This is a genomic window from Priestia sp. FSL P4-0332 (assembly GCF_038005845.1).
GTDB lineage: Bacteria > Bacillota > Bacilli > Bacillales > Bacillaceae_H > Priestia.
Genome location: NZ_JBBOUA010000001.1, coordinates 215,001 through 235,000, shown reverse-complemented (window position 1 = coordinate 235,000; position 20,000 = coordinate 215,001). Strand labels below are relative to the sequence as shown.

The following is a 20,000-nucleotide window of genomic DNA, read 5'->3' as shown; positions in this document are numbered from 1 at the left end:
TCCAATGACCCTCCACGGTTGAGCCGTGGGCTTTCACATCAGACTTAAGAAACCGCCTGCGCGCGCTTTACGCCCAATAATTCCGGATAACGCTTGCCACCTACGTATTACCGCGGCTGCTGGCACGTAGTTAGCCGTGGCTTTCTGGTTAGGTACCGTCAAGGTACGAGCAGTTACTCTCGTACTTGTTCTTCCCTAACAACAGAGTTTTACGACCCGAAAGCCTTCATCACTCACGCGGCGTTGCTCCGTCAGACTTTCGTCCATTGCGGAAGATTCCCTACTGCTGCCTCCCGTAGGAGTCTGGGCCGTGTCTCAGTCCCAGTGTGGCCGATCACCCTCTCAGGTCGGCTATGCATCGTTGCCTTGGTGAGCCGTTACCTCACCAACTAGCTAATGCACCGCGGGCCCATCTGTAAGTGATAGCCGAAACCATCTTTCAATCATCTCCCATGAAGGAGAAGATCCTATCCGGTATTAGCTTCGGTTTCCCGAAGTTATCCCAGTCTTACAGGCAGGTTGCCCACGTGTTACTCACCCGTCCGCCGCTAACGTCATAGAAGCAAGCTTCTAATCAGTTCGCTCGACTTGCATGTATTAGGCACGCCGCCAGCGTTCATCCTGAGCCAGGATCAAACTCTCCGAAGAAATGTTTGACTTGCTCATTTAAAAAATAAAAATTAACGTTGACGTTTGTCGCTTTGTTCAGTTTTCAAAGTTCAACCGTTGCTCTGAAGCAACTTTATTAGTATAACATTCTATCATTTTGATGTCAACATCTTTTTTAAGATGTTTCTCTCAACTGCGCTGTTCATCAGCGACATTTAATAATTTACCATATATAACATATAGAGTCAATCGTTTTTCTAAAAAACTTTATAAATAAAAAAGTTAATGAAGTAAACCTTCAGTAAAACGATTGAATACTCTCTATTACAATAGCAATCTAGCCGCTATGCAGTTTTCTTATCTTACCATAAAAAAAAAGCCCAGTCATTAAACTGAGCTTTTTTATTTAAACTATTCTGCTAAGAATGCAAAATAGAGTATGAAGATGATACAGAGAGCATACATAATTGGATGAACTTCTTTTCCACGCTTGCTACATAACATTGTAATAGGATAAAAGATAAAACCAACCGCAATACCTGTTGCAATACTGTATGTTAATGGCATCATAATTACCGTGAAAAATGCGGGAACTGCTACTTCGAACTCTTTCCAATTAATTTCTCCTAAATTTGACACCATCAGAGCTCCTACCGTAATTAAAGCTGGCGCAGTAACAGCTGGTGTTACGACCGCTAACAATGGAGAAAAGAACAGTGCAACTAAGAAAAACGCCGCCGTTACGATTGCAGTAAATCCTGAACGTCCGCCCGCTGCTACTCCAGCCGTAGACTCTACATAAGCTGTTGTTGACGAGGTACCAAGAACAGCACCAACTACAATCGCACTAGAATCTGCCAATAACGCTCTGCCCGCTCGCGGAAGTTTATTATCTTTCATAAGCCCAGCTTGACTCGCTACAGCAACCATCGTACCTGCTGTATCGAAGAAATCAACAAATAAGAAAGTTAAAATGACGACTAGCATCTTTACAGTAAAGATATCACCGATATTTTGAAAAGCTGCCCCAAACGTCGGATCAAGACTAGGAACTGATGAAACAACTGCTTTAGGTGTATCAATTAAACCAAAAGCCATACCTGCTACAGCCGTTACAATCATACCGATAAATACAGCTGCATTTACTCGAAGCACCATTAATACAATAGTAATTACAATCCCAAAAACCGCAAGTAACGTTGTTGGGTTAGTTAAATCACCCAGTCCAACAAATGTGGCATCATCTTTGACGATGATTCCGGCACCTTTCATACCAATAAAACTAATAAATAAACCAATACCTGCTCCAACAGCCATTTTTAATTCAATAGGAATAGAATTAATAATTTTTTCTCGCAGGCTTGTTAATGTTAAAAGAATAAAAATAACACCTGATATCATAACACCTGTTAAAGCCGTCTGCCATGGAATTCCCATTGTCAGAACAACTGTATAAGCAAAAAATGCGTTTAATCCCATACCTGGAGCTAATGAAATTGGATATCTACCAAGCACTCCCATAACAATTGATCCCAAAGCTGCAGCTAAAGCAGTAGCTGTAAATACAGCCCCTTGGTCCATTCTCATACTGTCAGGTAGATCCTTTACATCACTTAGTGATAGCACAGATGGATTAACAAATAAAATGTAAGCCATAGATAGAAAAGTTGTAAGGCCAGCTATAAACTCTTTTCGATAGCTAGTACCCAGCTCTTCAAAACGAAAATACTTCTTCACGTTTTTTCCTCCCTTTATAGAAGCCGCATGCACTTAGGCAAGCCATAAAAAATGCCTCTACACTATGGCGCGTAAAGGCATAAAATCGACTAAAAGAGAAATGTATGAGCCAAAAAAAACAAAAGATTTTTATACATACATGTATTACTTTCTCGTAGTCAAGCCATTTACGGTAGCTCGGTAGAAACTTTTGGGCCTTATCCCCAAGATTATACGACATTAAAGCTATATCTCGCTATTTTATGTTACTATCCTACCATTAACTTTTTAAAAAAGTCAACAAAAAACGAACATTCTTATAAAAGAATGTTCGTTTGTTCGGTTTTCTTACATATTATTCCCATTCAATTGTTGCAGGTGGCTTACTTGTAATATCGTACACTACGCGGTTAATATGCTTAACTTCGTTTACAATACGCGTTGAGATAACTTCAAGCACATCCCAAGGAATACGCGCCCAGTCAGAAGTCATACCATCAATCGATGTAACAGCACGAATACCGATTGTGTAATCATACGTACGAGCATCTCCCATTACACCTACACTGCGGATGTCAGGAAGAACCGTAAAGTATTGCCAGATATCGCGCTCTAAGTCAGCTTTTGCAATCTCTTCACGTAAAATAGCATCCGACTCACGTACAATTTCTAACTTCTCTTCCGTAATTGCACCAAGTACACGAATACCTAGACCTGGTCCTGGGAAAGGTTGACGCCAAACGATGTTATCAGGGATACCTAATTCAGAACCTAATGCACGTACTTCATCTTTGAATAGCGTGTTTAACGGTTCGATTAGTTTGAACTGCATATCTTCCGGTAATCCACCTACGTTGTGGTGAGATTTGATCGTTTGAGCTGTAGCTGTCCCACTCTCGATAATATCTGTGTATAGCGTACCTTGAGCTAGGAAATCAAACCCTTTTAATTTAGCAGCTTCGTCATCGAATACATAGATAAATTCATTACCGATGATTTTACGCTTTTGTTCAGGATCTGATACGCCGTTTAATTTTTCTAAGAAGCGATCTTTTGCATCGATTTTAATTACGTTCATATTAAAGCCTTCGCTGAATGTTTCCATTACGCTTTCCGCTTCACCTTTACGTAATAAACCGTGATCTACGAACATACATGTTAACTGATCACCAATTGCTTTGTGAATTAATACAGCTACTACTGAAGAGTCTACTCCACCGCTAAGTGCGCAAAGTACTTTTCTATCTCCAACTGTTTCACGGATTTTATCCATTTCAACTTCAATGAAGTTCTCGATTGACCAGTTTGCTTCAGCATGACATACTTCAAACACGAAGTTCTTTAAGATATGGTTACCGTGCACTGAATGGCGAACTTCTGGATGGAACTGCACTCCGTACATATTCTTTTCTTTGTTACTCATTGCGGCAATTGGACAAGATGGGCTAGTTGCGTCCACTTCAAAACCAGCTGGTGTTTCTACAACTAAATCACCGTGACTCATCCAAACAACTTGTTCTTTTGGCAACTCATGGTACATTAATGAATCGTTTTGTACGTTAATCGCTGCTTTACCATATTCACGATGGCTAGCACCTTCTACCTTCCCGCCAAAATGATGAGTCATTAATTGCATTCCATAACAAATACCTAAAACAGGAATACCTAATTCAAAAATGTTTTCATCGCAGTGAAATGCGTTTTCACCGTACACACTGTTTGGGCCTCCAGAGAAAATAATTCCCTTTGGATTTAATGCTTTAATCTCTTCTGCTGTAATTGTGTGCGGATGCAATTCACTATATACTCCGAACTCGCGAATGCGACGCGTAATCAGTTGGTTATATTGACTACCAAAATCTAATACAACAATCATGCCTTCCATCTTGTTCACCTCTCCGAATGTGTAAATAATCACTTGTTATTATGCCCTAAAATATAAAAAAAACTAGACTTCTCCCTCAAAAAACAAAGGCAGAAGTCTAGTTGAGCACGACGTTTATCGTCAAATAGACTGTTCTGCCTTCATAGTCAGATCGTTTAAGGTGACCCGGTAGAGACTCTCGAACCATATTATCGAGGATATATGAAGGTATACGAAACATTTATAGTAAGTTCGAGAATATTCTATCAATCCGCGAAACAATGGTCAAGAACTCGTTTTTTTGATTAAATTTTCCCACAATTCAATCGACTCTTTCCATTCTTTTATGGAATCTGCATTTCGATACAAAACCCGCTCATATTTTTCCGTTAATTTTAGCATATTTACCGTATTTAATTTTTCGTCTACTTCTCCTGCAAAGTCGCGCAGCGTTTGACTTTCTTGCCGCTTTAGTCCATTTGCAGCGAGTCTTTTAAGTAAAAAAGCATACGCTGATTCAAAGGTTTCCACTCTCTCTTTCTTTTTATAAAAAGAGATATAAAAAGGTAAAAACCATTTAAATCGATTGAGATATATTACTATTAACATAACTACAATCAGTCCGTAAAAAAGCACTTTCCACTTCATAGACAACTTAGCATTTTGAAGAGAAGCTGTTTTTTCTTTCGCTTTTTCTTCTTGTGCCGGAAGCTCTTTTTCCTTAGGCTGCTCCTTCACTTGCGTTTCTTGTTTCTCTTCTTCCCTCTGACTATTTTCACTAGAGTTGTTAGATTGGCTATCTACAAAATCATAAGGATTAGAAAAACTTTTTGTTGGTTCAAAAGGTACCCAACCCGCTCCTGGAAAATAGACTTCGACCCAAGAATGAGCATTATTTTGTGTAATTTCATAGGTTGTCCACTTACTACTTCCTGAAATGACGGTGGCATCACCTTCTGTATAGCCCTTTACCCACCGAGCAGGAACATCTAATGAACGAAGCAGCACGACCATAGAAGTAGAGAAGTTATCACAGTACCCTCTTTTTGTATCAAATAAAAATTGATCCACATAATCTTTATTTTTCGTAGGAATTGGAACATTTTCAGTATCATATACATATGGATTTGATCGGAAGTATTCTTCAACGGCTTTCGCTTTTTCATAACGATTGTTCTTATTTTTTGTTACCTCACGAGCTAAATCCTTTAATCGTTTCGGCAAGTTAGCAGGAAGTTGTGTATACCTTGTTATAAATCCGTTATTATTCTCTAGACTCTCTGCCTTTTTTTCCTCTGCTTGCTGAAGAAGTCCAATATCAAATACAGGATATTTATACGTCAGCTCATACGACTGAACAGTAACAAGCTTGTCATTTTGATAAGGATATAATTTTTCATTTGTCGGTGTAACATCGGTTTGAATGCCATTTTTTAAGGTTAGCGACAGCAGTTGAGGAACATGCATAAGATGAACAGAAGGCTGCGAATAGGTAACTTCTGCTTTTCTTACTTGTCCTGCTACACTTGAGTCATATTGAGGGAGTAAGTTTTCATTTCCTTTAAAGGGCACTTTTTCTTCCTCTTTAGACAGCTCCCACCCCTTACCTGTATAAACATCCTTCGTTTCAATACGCCAATAGTGCTCATCCTCTACTTTGGCTGTAAACACAACCGTATCATCATTGACAAACGATCCCCCCAATTTAGAATCGTCCATATCATAGCCAATTCGTTGGCCGTTTGGAGATTCTCCCTGTCCTTGATTTGTTGTATGCGCTGTGATAAAAGGTACGGGATCTGGCCACTGCGGCCCTGGTTTAGGGGCGAGATAAGCCAGCACAATGACGATAGCTAAAAAGCTGCCCAGAAAAAGAAACGATCGTCTTCTATTTTCTAAACGCTCAGTGCTCGCAGCTTTTATACGTTCAGGATTTATGCGAAGCATGGCTACTAATAAAAATCCGATAATCGTCACACGAATAATAGCAGCTCCCGCATCGTAAGTAGAAAAGGTATCCAACACGGTAATATACAAAATGGTTAAGAAGAAAAAGAAGAAAATTCTTTTTTGATAAAAGATCCAATATCGAATTAAATAAGCCATAATCCAAAGCAGCACAAAAAATAAAGTGCTCCTCATTTCAAATGATAAATTCGCTATATTCCACTCCATGATACTTTGTGCATCTGACTGAAGAATTCCCAACAGTCTCGGAAGCCAGTCTGAAGAAAAGAAGGCTCCTTGAAAATAAAGATTGTGAAGCGAAAACAAAATAAACAATATACTCCCTAACGTCATCACGATAAACGGCAAGCGAAACGTTAAACACAAAAAACAGTAAGCAACAAACAAGATAAAGTACTGAATTTGATTGGTATCCGTCACTTCATTTAAAGGAAGAAGCCATTCCACTAATAAAAAGAATGCTCCCGCGTACAATAAGATGTTTTTTACATACAAAGCTGATTTATTCACTTATTTCCGCCCTCACTTCCTTTAGATGATAGAGGAAGAGGAATATTAACGACTTCAATCGTTAAAGCAGAAGATTGTATTCCATTTACAATAACCGTCTCTTCGTCACTAAGCCCTGCTCCTTCATCTTTAACGACAATTATTGATGCCTTAGCATGGAGACTCAGCTTAGATTGAACCTGCCCAATAAGAGTCCCTGTAACTTGGCTGACAATGACCATAAAAGAATGCTGTTTTTGAATGGCAATACTCTTAAATTCTGTTTCGAATGCTCGATTGTTAACAGGCTGGGCACGTGCTAAGTGATACAACAGGTTATCAGACTCACTTTGTTCAGAGGTTTTTGGTGAAAAAATTGCATCTCCAGCTAAAAGAAAATCGACTTTTTTACGCTTGGTTTCTTCGTGAATGAGCATGGATGCCAGAAAGCTCATTCGTTCTTCAAAGTATAGAGAGCTTATAACATCTGCAATGATAATCATACTCCGTTCATGATAATGACCGAACTCTTTAGAAATCAGCGTAGCTTTACGAGCCGTGGCCTTCCAATCAATAGACCCTAATCGGTCACCCGGCTGATATTCTCTAATGCCTGTCACTAACGTAGTAGATTGATTCCCCGTCGAAACTTCATTTTTCCCTTCTTCTATTCCTGCTAAAAGAAACGGAATATCTATCTCATGAATCTGAGGATAAACGATAAATCGCTGCTGCAGCGGATAATATGCCTTCTTTTTTACAATTCCTAATAAATCACTCAGTTCAATCGAAATCGTAAAAAATTCATATTCTCCTCTTTCTACAAACGATCTTTTATACGGAATAACGGCGTTTCGTTGAAAAAGCGGATAAATTGTTCTTTCTTCTTGATCTAAAAAGTTAATCTCCTCTTTCACTGCTGCCATATAAACAGGAAAAGCCGAGGAGCGTGTAATGTGAATGTCATACGAAAGATGATCTCCAGCGAATCGAGGCTGTAGCTTCACATCACGAGTAACATTCCATTTCTTTAACGGATAAAGCAAAACGGCTACCGCATATAACCCAAAAGGTAAGAAGCTATAAAATAAAAACCAGCTGACAAATCCTCCTTGAAACATGGCGTAAGAAAACGTAGCAGCAAAGATGCAAAATAAAACGAACCAGTCTCTACATTTATTCCATATCACTTTTATATACTGTTTCATAAAGTACCCTCTTACCTTTTAACAGGTACTTTCGTATCAGCCATAATTTGCTTCATCACATCACTCGCTGTTAAGCCGCTGTACTGGGTATCAGGTCTTAGCGTTAATCGATGTGCACACACATACGAAGCAAGCTCTTGAACATCATCAGGAAGACAGTAATCTCTTCCCTTCACTAAAGCATATGCTTGAACGGCCTTCATAAATGAAACCGTTCCACGAGGACTAATACCTAACGAAACATGTGGATGAGAGCGCGTTTTACGAATGATTTCAATGATATAGTGCTTGATCGCATCGTCTACATAAATACTGCTTACAGCTTTTTGAGCCTGTACTAATTCTGGAATGCTCATGACGGGTTTGACATCTTCAAGATTGATCTGGGTGGATACGCCATTTAAAATTTGAAGCTCCTCTTCTTGCGTAGGATACCCCATGCTTAATTTGAATAAAAAACGATCCAGCTGCGCTTCCGGCAAATGATAGGTCCCATCAAAATCAACAGGATTTTGAGTAGCCATCACAAAAAAAGGTGCTGGAATTTCCCGGGTGATACCATCGGTTGTTACATGATGCTCAGCCATTGCTTCTAAAAGCGCCGATTGGGTTTTAGGAGAAGTCCTGTTAATCTCATCAGCGAGTACAATGTGGCTCATGATAGGACCTGGACGAAAATGAAATTCCATGTCTTTCGGACTGTAGATAGAAACACCTGTTACATCGGACGGCAGCAAATCAGGCGTGAATTGAATTCGTTTAAACTCGGCATCAATCGATTTGGCCAGTGCCTTCACGAGCATCGTTTTCCCCACACCCGGCACATCTTCAAGCAAAATATGCCCCTTTGCAAGCAAAGCAACTAAACTCAACGTAGATACATGACGCTTTCCAATTACAATTTGATCGATGTTTTCTAATACTTGATTTAATTTACTATTAATATGATCGAGCTGAATCAACGAAGCTCCCCCTTAAAACTCAGTTAAGCCTTGAGTTTAGTATGTTTTTCAATAAACATAGTACTATCTTAACAAATTTTAAAAAAATCTGAAAATATTAATGCACGCAAAAAAGCGACCAAGTGAGTACTTGATCGCTTTTTCAGAGAGGGCAGTGATTACATCATGCCGCCCATTCCACCCATGCCGCCCATGTCAGGCATTGCAGGAGCTGCGTTTTCTTCTGGCTTGTCAGCAACAACTGCTTCAGTTGTTAAGAACATAGCCGCTACAGAAGAAGCATTTTGAAGAGCTGAACGCGTTACTTTTGTTGGGTCAACGATACCAGTGTCTAGCATATTTACCCACTCGCCAGTTGCAGCGTTAAATCCAGTTCCAACTGCTTCGCCTTTTAGACGCTCAACGATTACGGATCCTTCTAAACCAGCGTTGTGAGCGATTTGACGTACAGGCTCTTCAATCGCACGTAATACGATGTTGATACCTGTAGCAGTGTCACCGTCAGCTTCGATGCTTGCTACTTTATTATAGATATTTACTAATGCAGTACCACCACCAGCTACGATACCTTCTTCAACCGCAGCGCGCGTAGAGTTTAATGCATCTTCAATACGTAATTTACGTTCTTTTAACTCAGTTTCAGTTGCCGCACCAACTTTAATTACAGCTACGCCACCAGCAAGTTTTGCTAAGCGCTCTTGTAATTTTTCGCGGTCAAACTCTGAAGTTGTTTCTTCAAGCTGAGCTTTGATTTGGTTTACGCGTGCTAGGATATCTTCTGCGTTTCCTGCACCGTTTACAACTGTTGTATTTTCTTTTGTTACAACAATTTTAGAAGCGCGACCTAATTGGTCGATGCTTGCTGTTTTCAGGTCAAGACCAAGCTCTTCAGTGATTACTTCTCCGCCTGTTAAGATCGCAACGTCTTGTAGCATTGCTTTACGACGATCACCGAAACCAGGAGCTTTAACAGCTACAGCTGTAAATGTACCGCGAAGTTTGTTCACAACTAATGTTGCTAAAGCTTCGCCTTCTACGTCTTCAGCGATGATTAATAGAGGCTTGCCTTGTTGAACAACTTGCTCTAATACCGGTAAGATTTCTTGAATGTTACCGATTTTTTTGTCTGTAATTAAGATGTACGGGTCATCTAATACAGCTTCCATTTTATCTGAATCAGTTACCATGTAAGGAGATGCATATCCACGGTCAAACTGCATACCTTCTACCACTTCTAATTCAGTTGTGAAACCTTTTGACTCTTCAAGTGTGATAACGCCGTCGTTACCAACGCGCTCCATTGCTTCAGCGATTAGTTGACCTACTTCTTCGTCAGCCGCTGAGATAGCCGCTACTTGAGCAATTGAATCTTTACCTTGAATTGGTTTAGAGATTGCTTTTAGTTCTTCAACCGCTACAGCTACAGCTTTTTCCATACCTTTACGGATACCCATTGGGTTAGCACCAGCCGTTACGTTTTTAAGGCCTTCTCTGATCATTGCTTGCGCTAAAACTGTTGCAGTAGTTGTACCGTCACCAGCAACGTCGTTTGTTTTGCTAGCAACTTCAGCTACTAATTTAGCACCCATATTTTCAAATGCGTCTTCTAATTCGATTTCTTTTGCAATTGTTACACCGTCATTTGTAATAAGCGGTGAACCGAATTTCTTTTCTAATACAACGTTACGACCTTTTGGTCCAAGCGTTACTTTTACCGCATTTGCTAATGTATCTACACCACGTAGCATTGCGCGACGTGCTTCTTCGCTAAATTTAATGTCTTTTGCCATGTTCTTTGACCTCCTCAAGATATTCTTAATAATCTATTTTTTACGTATGATAAGTTTGTGGTTAAAATTAGCCGATTACAGCTAAAATATCGCTTTCGCGTAAAATTAAGTATTCAGTACCTTCATATTTCACTTCAGTACCTGCATATTTTGAGAAGATGATACGATCGCCTGCAGCTACTTCTAAAGCTACACGCTCACCGCTTTCTAATACTCGGCCTGTACCAACAGCCACAATTTTACCCTCTTGTGGTTTTTCTTTTGCACTGTCCGGTAACACGATACCGCTTGCTGTTTTTTCCTCAGATTTTACAAGTTCAATCACTACGCGATCACCTAATGGCTTTAACAAGTGAAACAACCTCCTCAAATAATATGTTTGCATTTTTATTAGCACTCAACCTCAACGAGTGCTAACACAATTATTATATTAAAACAAAGTGGGTTTTTTTTGCAAGTATTAAACAAAAAAAATTTAAAATTTACGACAACTACATATAATAGTCTTAGATTTCGACGATTTTGAGAAATAAAGCATTCTTTTCTCTGTTCAATAATATGTATGTTACAATACGAGCAAGAAGAAATTACTAACTTCACAGTACTTCTTCGACATATATACATAAAAACCTTTTAAAGGAGTATAGAAGATTGGAAAAACGTTATTGGTATGTTATCCTCACCTACATCCTTATGCAGTTTTCAGGAGTTGTTGGTATACCGCTGTTAAAATTAACAGGAATGTTTGATCAATATCCAGTTCGAACAGCGAATGTCATGCTTTTGACTTATTGGACCATCATTAGCTTTATCCTTGGTTTACTTATTGTCTTACTGCTGCTGCGCCGTGACATGTCCATGCGTATAGAACATGCGGGAACAACGGTAACTGTTGTCTGGTCAGTCCTTGGGGTGTTCTTGGCTATGGCTGGTCAAGCTGTAGCAGGTATGATTGAGCACGCTCTTGGCATTACCCAAGTATCTGAAAACACACAAAATATTGTTAATCTTGTTAAAGCAACGCCGTTCCTCATTGTCGTTACGTCTGTTATTGGACCAATTCTAGAAGAGATTATTTTTCGAAAGATTATTTTCGGCTCTCTTCACAAACGATATAATTTTTTTATCTCTGCATTTATTAGTTCCCTTATTTTCGCTGCCGTACACTGGGATTTTAAACATTTGCTCGTGTATACAGCCATGGGATTTGTATTTGCATTCCTTTATGCAAGAACAAAACTAATTATTGTACCCATTATTGCTCACGTGTTGATGAATACAATCGTTATTTTATCTCAAACTATTTTTGCAGATAAAATTATAGAAATGCAAAAGCAAGCAGAACAAATGCAGTTTATTTTTGGAGGCATGTTTTTATGAAGAATATCCCTTTAACACGAGGGTTTATTTATATTATTATGGGGATTTTATTCACCTACCTGGCCATTCAAAATGCTCAGGAAACCGTGTGGAACTTCCCTACGATCTTATTTGCACTCGTAGCCGCATTCGATTTCAGATTTGCGGTTCGCATTTTTATCTTGCACTATAAAATTAAAAAGTTGCAGCAGCAATATAAAAATCAAGATGATTCATCTAAATAAAAAAAACCACTGTTTCAGTGGTTTTTTTACATACTAACATCTTCTCTTTCTTGCTCTGCCCTTGCCTTTAACACTTTGCGATACGAAATGCGGGAAATAATGATGCTGATTTCATACAAAATTAAGAGCGGCACTGTCACCATCATGTGCGAGAGCAATTCCGGTGGTGTAATAAGTGCGGCAATAACTAGCAGTACGAAATAGGCATACTTTCGAATTTGAGATAAAAACATAGGCGTTATAATTCCTAATCGCGTCAAAAACATGACGACGACAGGAAGCTGAAACAACAGGCCAAAAGGCAGTGTGAGCTGCATTAAAAAAGAAAAGTATTCATTAATGCCAATCACTTGGTTTACATTCAGCTCATCAGAAACGCGCGTCATAAAATCGACGACAAATGGAAACAACACAAAATAAGAAAAAGAGACACCGCCGATAAAGAGAAAAATGGAAACAGGAATATATCCAAGCGTTACCTTACGCTCTTTTTCATATAAACCAGGACTAATAAATGCCCAAAGTTGATACAGTGCAACAGGAGCTGCAAGTACACAGCCGATAATAACAGCAAACTGCATATAAATCTTAACTGGATCTGTTAGCCTAAATGCATTCATCGTTAAATTTTTTGCCTCATCAGCATGCTGTAAATAGACAATAACCTTATCCGCTATAAAAAAGCCGCCAATTGTGGCAATGACAAAGAAAAATAAAACAATTAAAATGCGTTTTCGCAGCTCTCCTATATGATCATATATTGACATTTCTTGTTCAGTCATACTATGATCACCCTTTTACTCTTTGTCATCTACTTGACGCTGTTTATCTTTTTCACGATCTTCTGATGCACCGCTAGCGGCATGCTTAAACTCTCTAAGCGTTTGCCCGACTGACCTTCCTAGCTCCGGTAACCGTTTCGGTCCAAAAATAAGCAGTGCTACAATCGCAATAATAATCCAACTGCCTGCTCCAATCCCCATATTCCCACTCTCCTTATTAATTTAGACTTAAGGAAATCGTAACACAGTCCACCTTATTCAACAGGATAATTTTTCAAAAAATAGACAAGCGACTGTAATTCTACAGCAAGATCAATATGATGTAGTCGAATCTCATCCGGTACGTTTAAGCGTGCAGGAGTGAAGTTTAGAATCCCTTTAATTCCGCAGTTCACTAAACGATCGGTAATTTGCTGAGCAACAGTGGCAGGAACGGTTAAAATCGCCACTGAGATATCATCACTCATATAATCTTCCAATTGGTCAAGGTGATAAACCGGCACGTCACCTACTTTTGTACCGACTTTATCTTCTATCACATCAAAAGCGCACTCAATTTTGGTGTTATTATTTTTAATAAAATTATAATTTAAAAAGGCCGTTCCCAGATTCCCCACGCCAATCAGTGCTACTTTCGTTACTTCATCTTGGTCTAACGTTTTACGGAAAAATGTAAGTAAATAATTCACATTGTAGCCGTATCCCTTTTTCCCTAATGCTCCAAAGTAAGAAAAGTCCCGACGAATAGTAGCAGAATCAACTTTCACTGCCTCACTTAACTCTGCTGACGAAACACGCTGTTTACCAGAAGCATGCAAGTTTTTTAAAAAACGATAATAAAGCGGCAATCGTTTAGCCGTTGCTTGTGGTATTTTTAATTGTTCAGTGTTCACGTTGTACCCCCTCAGTTCATGTATGTCATTACTAACATTTTCAAGTCATATTGCATTACCTTTCACAAAGCATCAACCGCTTTGAGGTAGCGCTTCCAATTCTCTCTCTTTTCTCTTGTTTTATATATACTCCGCTTCACACCCCGACGGCTTTTGTCTATCCAGCACTATTTAAAGTCGTTAGCTAGAACGAAGCAATTAGCCCTTCAAAGGATTCGTTTGTTAGTCATGACGGATTTTCTACATCCATCATATATAAGTTCAGAGATGCACTTATCTCTTATTTTAACATAGTATCCTGTATAAAATGTGCACGTAAAATCATTTTATTTCATGAATCAAAACATTCGCTTCACCATTTGTCCTTGTCCCTGTACAAATTACAAACGCTTGTAGGAAGAACTTGTAGTTGAAAATATGTTAAAATACACTATGGATATACTACTAGAGGTGAAAAAATGATTATTCTACAATTGAACGGTATTACAAAATACTATGGGGCAGAACCCATTTTATCGAATATAAAGTTAGAAGTACAATCAAAAGACCGCATTGCCCTAGTGGGACGAAACGGTGCTGGTAAATCAACTTTATTAAAAATTATTGCTGAGCAGCTTTCTTATGACAGCGGAGAAATTATTAAACCTAAAGGTGTTTCCATTGATTATATGGGACAAGATACAGTTCTTGAGTCAACACTCTCCATATGGGAAGAAATGATGACTGTCTTTGCTCCGTTAAAGAAGATGGAAAAAGAATTACGTACGCTTGAAACGAAGATGGGCGATCCAGACATTTTTAATGATTCAGTTCAATACGAAAAACTAACCAAAGAGTACGATCAGCTTCAAGTAACGTTCAAAGATTTAGGCGGCTATCAATATGAAGCGGATACACGATCTATTCTTCACGGTTTCCGTTTTTCAAACTTTGACTATAGCACCCCTATTTCCTCCTTGAGCGGTGGACAAAAAACACGCTTGGCGCTTGCAAAACTGCTTTTAACAAAGCCGGACTTGCTTATTCTCGATGAGCCTACCAACCACTTAGATATTGAAACTTTAGCATGGCTGGAACAGTTTCTGCAAGGGTATGAAGGAGCTATTTTAATTGTTTCACACGATCGTTACTTCCTTGATAAAGTCGTAAATCAAGTGTATGAAGTCACACAAAAAACAACGGTGAAGTACACGGGCAACTACTCTAAATACCTTGTACAAAAAGCAGAGCGATATGAAAAAGAGTTGCGTCAGTACGAAAAGCAGCAAGATGAAGTCGCAAAACTGAATGATTTTATTCAGCGAAACATCGCCCGCGCATCGACTACAAAACGTGCGCAAAGCAGACGTAAACAGCTCGATCGAATGGAGTTAATAAATCGACCTAACGAAGGCGAAAAATCAGCTAGTTTTTCGTTTGAAATTGAGCGTCAAAGCGGAAATGAAGTCTTAAATCTCGAAAACGTGTCTATTGGATATGATGAACACAAATATATTGTTCAGCAGGCAAACCTTCGGATTAAAAAAGGTGAAAGCCTTGCGTTGGTTGGCCCTAATGGAGTTGGGAAATCTACGTTATTAAAAGGTATTGTGGATAAACTAAGCTTCAAGACTGGAACCATTTCTTTTGGCTCAAACGTAATGGTTGGTTATTACGACCAAGAGCAAGCTAATTTAACGTCTAATAAGACCGTTTTAAATGAGCTTTGGGATGACTACCCATCCAAACCTGAAAAAGAAATTCGTACAGCGCTTGGAAATTTTCTGTTTTCAGGTGATGATGTACTGAAAATCGTTTCCACGCTTAGCGGTGGTGAAAAAGCACGTTTGGCTCTTGCGAAGCTTATGCTTCAAAAAGCTAATTTCTTAATTTTAGATGAACCTACTAACCATCTTGATTTAGATAGCAAACAAGTACTCGAGAATGCGTTAATCGATTACCCAGGAACTCTGTTATTTGTTTCACATGACCGTTATTTTATTAACCGTATTGCAAACAAAATAGCAGAGCTATCTCCTGAAGGAGTAGAAGAATTTCTTGGAGATTATGACTATTATGTAGAAAAGAAAGCAGAAATAGAGGAAATCAAAGAATTAGAAAATATAAAAGCAAACGAAGAACGTACTGTAAAAGTAGATAAACAGTCCTATAAACAAGATAAAGAACAAAAGAAATTGATGAGGCAGCGAACGCGCCGCATTGAAGAAATTGAAACTGAAGTAAACAAATTAGAAGCCGCACAAGCGGAGAATGAAGAACTTCTTTGTGATCCCGAAATTTATCAAAACCACGAAGAAGTATCAAGATTAAACGGTGAAAATGAAAAAATTTCTTCACAGTTATCCACATTAATGGAAGAGTGGGAAGAATTACAGCTTCTTCTAGAAGAATAGCCTATATTTTTTCGTATTTATTCATCCTATTTACTTGTTCATGCGCTTTAGAACAAGCTTTATCCACTCTGTGAATAAATAGTGGATATCTGTCTGATTTTTATAATTAAAACTTGTTGATAACAGGTCCGTGTACTGAGTGCACGGACTTTTCCACATAATTATCCACAGTTAATTCTAAATTTATTGAATATTGTTGATAAATCATTTTTATCCACAAAAAAGACGAATGAGAAATGAATCTCATTCGTCTCTTACTCTTCCAAGTCCAAACCGGGGTTTGCGTTTAATGACATATCTGAACGTTTTCCTTGAGCAAATCGTACACTTGCTGCTGCTCCAATCATTGCGGCATTATCCGTGCATAGAGACAGCGGCGGGATAATAAGCTCAATGTTTGATAATGGTGCAAATGCCTCTTCTAGCGCTGCTCTAAGTCCTTTATTAGCAGCAACCCCTCCTGCTACTAACACTTGCTTAACGTTATATTCCTTTGCAGCTTTAACGGTTTTAGTTACTAACACATCAATAACACTCGCTTGAAAGCTAGCAGCAAGCGTTTGGGGAAGAATTTCTTCACCTTTTTGCTTCGCGTTGTGGACAGTGTTAATAACTGCTGATTTTAACCCACTGAAACTAAAATCATAGGATCCTTCTTCTAGCCAAGCACGCGGCAAATCAATTAATGGCTCTCCTTCATGTGCAAGGCGGTCAATATGCGGTCCGCCTGGATATGGAAGGTTTAACGTGCGGGCTACTTTATCGTAGGCTTCTCCTGCTGCATCATCTCTCGTTTCACCAATCACTTTAAACTGACCGTGACTTTCCATGTATACAAGCTCCGTATGCCCTCCAGATACAACTAGTGATAAAAGCGGGAATTCTAATTTTTTGATTAACTGATTTGCATAAATATGTCCTGCAATATGATGAACACCAATTAATGGCTTCTGATGTGCAAATGCTAGCGCTTTGGCTGCATTTACGCCAATAAGAAGTGCTCCCACAAGCCCAGGTCCTTCCGTTACAGCTATTGCATCAATATCTGCAAACGTCAAGTTCGCTTGATTTAAAGTTTCTTCAACTACTACCGTAATTTGTTCTACATGATGACGAGATGCAATCTCCGGTACGACACCGCCAAATCGTTTATGGCTTTCTATTTGTGATGCCACCACATTGGCTACAATTTCATGACCGTTTCGAATCACGGCTGCTGCTGTCTCATCACAGCTTGTTTCTAATGCTAAAATTAATTGATTTTTACTCATAAATTCACCCACATAACTAATGCATCCTCATTGTTATCAGAATAATAATTCTTACGAATACCTCCAGGTTTAAAACCTAGCTTTTGATACAATGATTGTGCAATATGATTAGATACCCTAACTTCTAATGTCATTGACGTAGCACCTAGTTTTCGAAGAACGTCCATCACGTTGCGCAGCAGCAATTCACCGAGTCCCTTACCTCGGTAGTCTGGCAATAGCGCAATGTTGGTTACATGTGCTTCGTCAATAACAATCCACGTTCCGCAATACCCAATAATATTTTCTCCTTCTTCCATCACAATGTAAGTTGAAAATTGATTATTGGTTAACTCATTTTGAAACGCTTCTGAACTCCAAGGTGTCGTAAAAGACTTCTCTTCGATTTTCACTACTTGATCAATATCTTTAACTTCCATTAAACGAAACTTAATTGTTAGTTTCATGTTTATACCTTCTTTTATCCTTTTTGCTGTGAAGCAAGCCAGTTGGCTTCGGCTTCAGCTAAACGAATGTAGTTCGGAACAAAAGTATGCACAGACTGCGGGTCTTTCTTCATTCCTAAGAAAGCCAATTCACTTGGTCTTGGATTAAACTGCTGAACATGAGCAAATACAGCTTGTTCACCCAACACTTCTTTTAACGCCTCTTCATGCATGGGAAGATCATTGCCTATGAATAAAATAGGTTTGTTGTATGACTTTAAATGTTCCGCCCAGTCCTTATTAATAACAAGTCGATCACTTTCAACTTCTAGAAGACCTCGTTCGTTATTCCATTCATATAGTCCTGTATAAAGCTGTTGACGGCGCGCATCAAATAACGGGGCAATATATCCATCAAAATAGCGACCGTTTGCTGCTAGTGCCTCAAGGCTAGATACACCTATTAAAGGAATATTTAAAGTCCAAGCAAGTGTCTTGGCAATGGTAACGCCAATGCGTACACCTGTATAAGACCCAGGACCGTGCGCCACTACAATGCGGTCTAGCTCGCTTGGCGCAATATCACAATCTTTTAACAGAGATTCCACAGCGTTCATCACACGAACGGAGTGATTCTTTTTTAGATTCGTAATAATTTCTCCAATCACTTTGTTTTCTTCAACGACAGCAACACCCATGACAAAATTGGATGTATCAATGGCTAACATTTTCATCTTTTAAAAAGCTCCTTACATATTTCAACGTACCGACTCCCCATCGCTTTTACAAGGATTTTACGAGTCGTTTCGTTTTCATGGTAAATATTGATTTGAATATATTCATTAGGAAGCTGCTCTTCAATCAGATGAGCCCACTCCACGACCGTCACGCCATCTCCTTCAAAATACTCATCGAACCCTAGGTCTTCAAATTCATCCCCTAGACGGTACACATCCATATGATAAAGAGGAAGGCGACCGCTTTTGTATTCTTTAATGATAGTAAATGTCGGGCTATTCACATTGCGTTCAATTCCTAATCCTTTAGCTAAACTTTTTGTGAATGTTGTCTTTCCAGCCCCCAAATCGCCTTCGAGCAGCAGCACGTCACCAGCTTCTAATAAAGTTGCTAGACGAGCAGCCAGCTGATTAGTTTCATCAGGAGACGTAGACATAAACGTAAATTCGTTAATCTCTGTCATTCATTCAGAACCTCATTTCAATCTGTATATATATATTGTAAACGTTGTGGACTATACATATCCAGTAAGAAATCCAACAATCTTTAACATCGCAATTCTATAAAGAAATTTCTTTGTATATAAAAAATTCCTTAGGATTGCTCCTAAGGACGGTAAAGTTTTATATAAAAATGGTTCAAACAATAAAAAAGACGAAACACATTGTTTCGTTTCTAAAAAATGGCGGTCCCGACGGGAATCGAACCCGCGATCTCCTGCGTGACAGGCAGGCATGTTAACCGCTACACCACGGGACCATGTTGGTTGCGGGGACAGGATTTGAACCTGCGACCTTCGGGTTATGAGCCCGACGAGCTACCGAACTGCTCCACCCCGCGATGATAAAAAAGCAAAATAAAAATGCCTAGCGATGTCCTACTCTCACAGGGACAAAGTCCCAACTACCATCGGCGCTAAAGAGCTTAACTTCCGTGTTCGGTATGGGAACGGGTGTGACCTCTTTGCCATTATCACTAGACATTTATATGAGATTGTTCTCTCAAAACTAGGTAACAGTTTGCTGAGTAAAGCTTACGCTTTTAAAGTTTGGTTAAGTCCTCGATCGATTAGTATCAGTCAGCTACACATGTCGCCACGCTTCCACCTCTGACCTATCAACCTGATCATCTTTCAGGGATCTTACTAGCTTGCGCTATGGGAAATCTCATCTTGAGGGGGGCTTCATGCTTAGATGCTTTCAGCACTTATCCCGTCCACACATAGCTACCCAGCGATGCCTTTGGCAAGACAACTGGTACACCAGCGGTGTGTCCATCCCGGTCCTCT

The 20,000-nt window shown here is 39.2% G+C and carries 17 protein-coding genes, 2 tRNA genes, 3 rRNA genes and 2 riboswitches (2 of these 24 cut by a window edge); of the genes, 3 read left to right on the top strand and 19 right to left on the bottom strand.

Annotation, left to right across the window (positions count from 1 at the left end; translation table 11 throughout):
* The 8 genes from MKY06_RS01360 to groES form a co-directional block, all read right to left on the bottom strand.
* Nucleotides 1–648 (bottom strand): 16S ribosomal RNA (locus MKY06_RS01360) (it extends 904 nt beyond the left edge of the window).
* Nucleotides 649–1,020: 372 nt separating this feature from the next.
* Nucleotides 1,021–2,346 carry an NCS2 family permease gene (locus MKY06_RS01355; protein WP_013055032.1) on the bottom strand — a complete coding sequence of 442 codons (1,326 nt, stop codon included), beginning with the start codon at nt 2,344–2,346 and terminating at the stop codon, nt 1,021–1,023.
* Between the two features lie 135 nt (nt 2,347–2,481).
* Nucleotides 2,482–2,583, bottom strand: a riboswitch (purine riboswitch).
* Nucleotides 2,584–2,680: 97 nt separating this feature from the next.
* Nucleotides 2,681–4,210, bottom strand: coding sequence for a glutamine-hydrolyzing GMP synthase (gene guaA / locus MKY06_RS01350; RefSeq protein ID WP_028410369.1), 1,530 nt, complete (start codon nt 4,208–4,210; stop codon nt 2,681–2,683).
* Between the two features lie 123 nt (nt 4,211–4,333).
* Nucleotides 4,334–4,435, bottom strand: a riboswitch (purine riboswitch).
* A 39-nt stretch (nt 4,436–4,474) separates the two neighbouring features.
* Entirely contained in the window at nt 4,475–6,667 is a 2,193-nt protein-coding gene (locus tag MKY06_RS01345) for a transglutaminase TgpA family protein (protein ID WP_029325195.1), read from the bottom strand.
* Complete coding sequence (locus MKY06_RS01340) at nt 6,664–7,854, bottom strand: DUF58 domain-containing protein (protein WP_013055029.1); 1,191 nt, start codon at nt 7,852–7,854, stop codon at nt 6,664–6,666. Before MKY06_RS01340 ends, MKY06_RS01345 begins: the two co-directional genes overlap by 4 nt.
* 11 nt (nt 7,855–7,865) lie before the next feature.
* On the bottom strand, nt 7,866–8,816 hold the full coding sequence (locus MKY06_RS01335) for an AAA family ATPase (RefSeq protein WP_057274216.1): 951 nt from the start codon (nt 8,814–8,816) through the stop codon (nt 7,866–7,868).
* Nucleotides 8,817–8,974: 158 nt separating this feature from the next.
* Nucleotides 8,975–10,606 carry a chaperonin GroEL gene (gene groL / locus MKY06_RS01330; RefSeq protein WP_013055027.1) on the bottom strand — a complete coding sequence of 544 codons (1,632 nt, stop codon included), beginning with the start codon at nt 10,604–10,606 and terminating at the stop codon, nt 8,975–8,977.
* A gap of 67 nt (nt 10,607–10,673) precedes the next feature.
* Nucleotides 10,674–10,958 carry a co-chaperone GroES gene (gene groES / locus MKY06_RS01325; RefSeq protein WP_013055026.1) on the bottom strand — a complete coding sequence of 95 codons (285 nt, stop codon included), beginning with the start codon at nt 10,956–10,958 and terminating at the stop codon, nt 10,674–10,676.
* 299 nt (nt 10,959–11,257) lie between these two features.
* Here groES and MKY06_RS01320 point away from each other — a divergent pair, with 299 nt between their 5' ends.
* Complete coding sequence (locus MKY06_RS01320) at nt 11,258–11,986, top strand: CPBP family intramembrane glutamic endopeptidase (RefSeq protein ID WP_013055025.1); 729 nt, start codon at nt 11,258–11,260, stop codon at nt 11,984–11,986.
* Nucleotides 11,983–12,210, top strand: coding sequence for a YdiK family protein (locus MKY06_RS01315; RefSeq protein WP_013055024.1), 228 nt, complete (start codon nt 11,983–11,985; stop codon nt 12,208–12,210). Before MKY06_RS01320 ends, MKY06_RS01315 begins: the two co-directional genes overlap by 4 nt.
* A 26-nt stretch (nt 12,211–12,236) precedes the next feature.
* Here the strand turns inward: MKY06_RS01315 and tatC are convergent, their stop codons facing one another.
* The 3 genes from tatC to MKY06_RS01300 are packed head-to-tail and all read right to left on the bottom strand — an operon-like array spanning nt 12,237 to nt 13,885.
* The gene (gene tatC / locus MKY06_RS01310; RefSeq protein WP_013055023.1) at nt 12,237–12,992 is read right to left on the bottom strand and encodes a twin-arginine translocase subunit TatC; all 756 of its coding nucleotides are present in this window, start codon (nt 12,990–12,992) and stop codon (nt 12,237–12,239) included.
* Nucleotides 12,993–13,007: 15 nt separating this feature from the next.
* Entirely contained in the window at nt 13,008–13,193 is a 186-nt protein-coding gene (gene tatA, locus MKY06_RS01305) for a twin-arginine translocase TatA/TatE family subunit (RefSeq protein ID WP_013055022.1), read from the bottom strand.
* 53 nt (nt 13,194–13,246) lie between these two features.
* Entirely contained in the window at nt 13,247–13,885 is a 639-nt protein-coding gene (locus tag MKY06_RS01300) for a redox-sensing transcriptional repressor Rex (protein ID WP_013055021.1), read from the bottom strand.
* Between the two features lie 458 nt (nt 13,886–14,343).
* On the opposite strand from MKY06_RS01300, the gene MKY06_RS01295 reads away from it, so the two are divergent.
* Complete coding sequence (locus tag MKY06_RS01295) at nt 14,344–16,278, top strand: ABC-F family ATP-binding cassette domain-containing protein (protein ID WP_013055020.1); 1,935 nt, start codon at nt 14,344–14,346, stop codon at nt 16,276–16,278.
* Nucleotides 16,279–16,532: 254 nt separating this feature from the next.
* On the opposite strand, the gene tsaD is transcribed toward MKY06_RS01295, so the two are convergent.
* The 8 genes from tsaD to MKY06_RS01255 form a co-directional block, all read right to left on the bottom strand.
* Nucleotides 16,533–17,549, bottom strand: coding sequence for a tRNA (adenosine(37)-N6)-threonylcarbamoyltransferase complex transferase subunit TsaD (tsaD, locus tag MKY06_RS01290; protein ID WP_013055019.1), 1,017 nt, complete (start codon nt 17,547–17,549; stop codon nt 16,533–16,535).
* Nucleotides 17,546–17,995, bottom strand: a complete 450-nt coding sequence (gene rimI, locus MKY06_RS01285; protein WP_013055018.1) for a ribosomal protein S18-alanine N-acetyltransferase — start codon at nt 17,993–17,995, stop codon at nt 17,546–17,548. The genes tsaD and rimI overlap by 4 nt, the downstream gene beginning before the upstream one ends.
* A 14-nt stretch (nt 17,996–18,009) precedes the next feature.
* Nucleotides 18,010–18,708 carry a tRNA (adenosine(37)-N6)-threonylcarbamoyltransferase complex dimerization subunit type 1 TsaB gene (tsaB, locus tag MKY06_RS01280; RefSeq protein ID WP_029325192.1) on the bottom strand — a complete coding sequence of 233 codons (699 nt, stop codon included), beginning with the start codon at nt 18,706–18,708 and terminating at the stop codon, nt 18,010–18,012.
* On the bottom strand, nt 18,705–19,175 hold the full coding sequence (tsaE, locus tag MKY06_RS01275) for a tRNA (adenosine(37)-N6)-threonylcarbamoyltransferase complex ATPase subunit type 1 TsaE (RefSeq protein ID WP_013055016.1): 471 nt from the start codon (nt 19,173–19,175) through the stop codon (nt 18,705–18,707). Before tsaE ends, tsaB begins: the two co-directional genes overlap by 4 nt.
* Nucleotides 19,176–19,395: 220 nt before the next feature.
* Nucleotides 19,396–19,471, bottom strand: a tRNA-Asp gene (locus MKY06_RS01270).
* Between the two features lie 4 nt (nt 19,472–19,475).
* Nucleotides 19,476–19,552: transfer RNA gene (locus MKY06_RS01265), tRNA-Met, on the bottom strand.
* A gap of 24 nt (nt 19,553–19,576) precedes the next feature.
* Nucleotides 19,577–19,692: ribosomal RNA gene (rrf, locus tag MKY06_RS01260) — 5S ribosomal RNA — on the bottom strand.
* Nucleotides 19,693–19,760: 68 nt separating this feature from the next.
* A 23S ribosomal RNA gene (locus MKY06_RS01255) occupies nt 19,761–20,000 on the bottom strand; it runs 2,696 nt beyond the window's last position.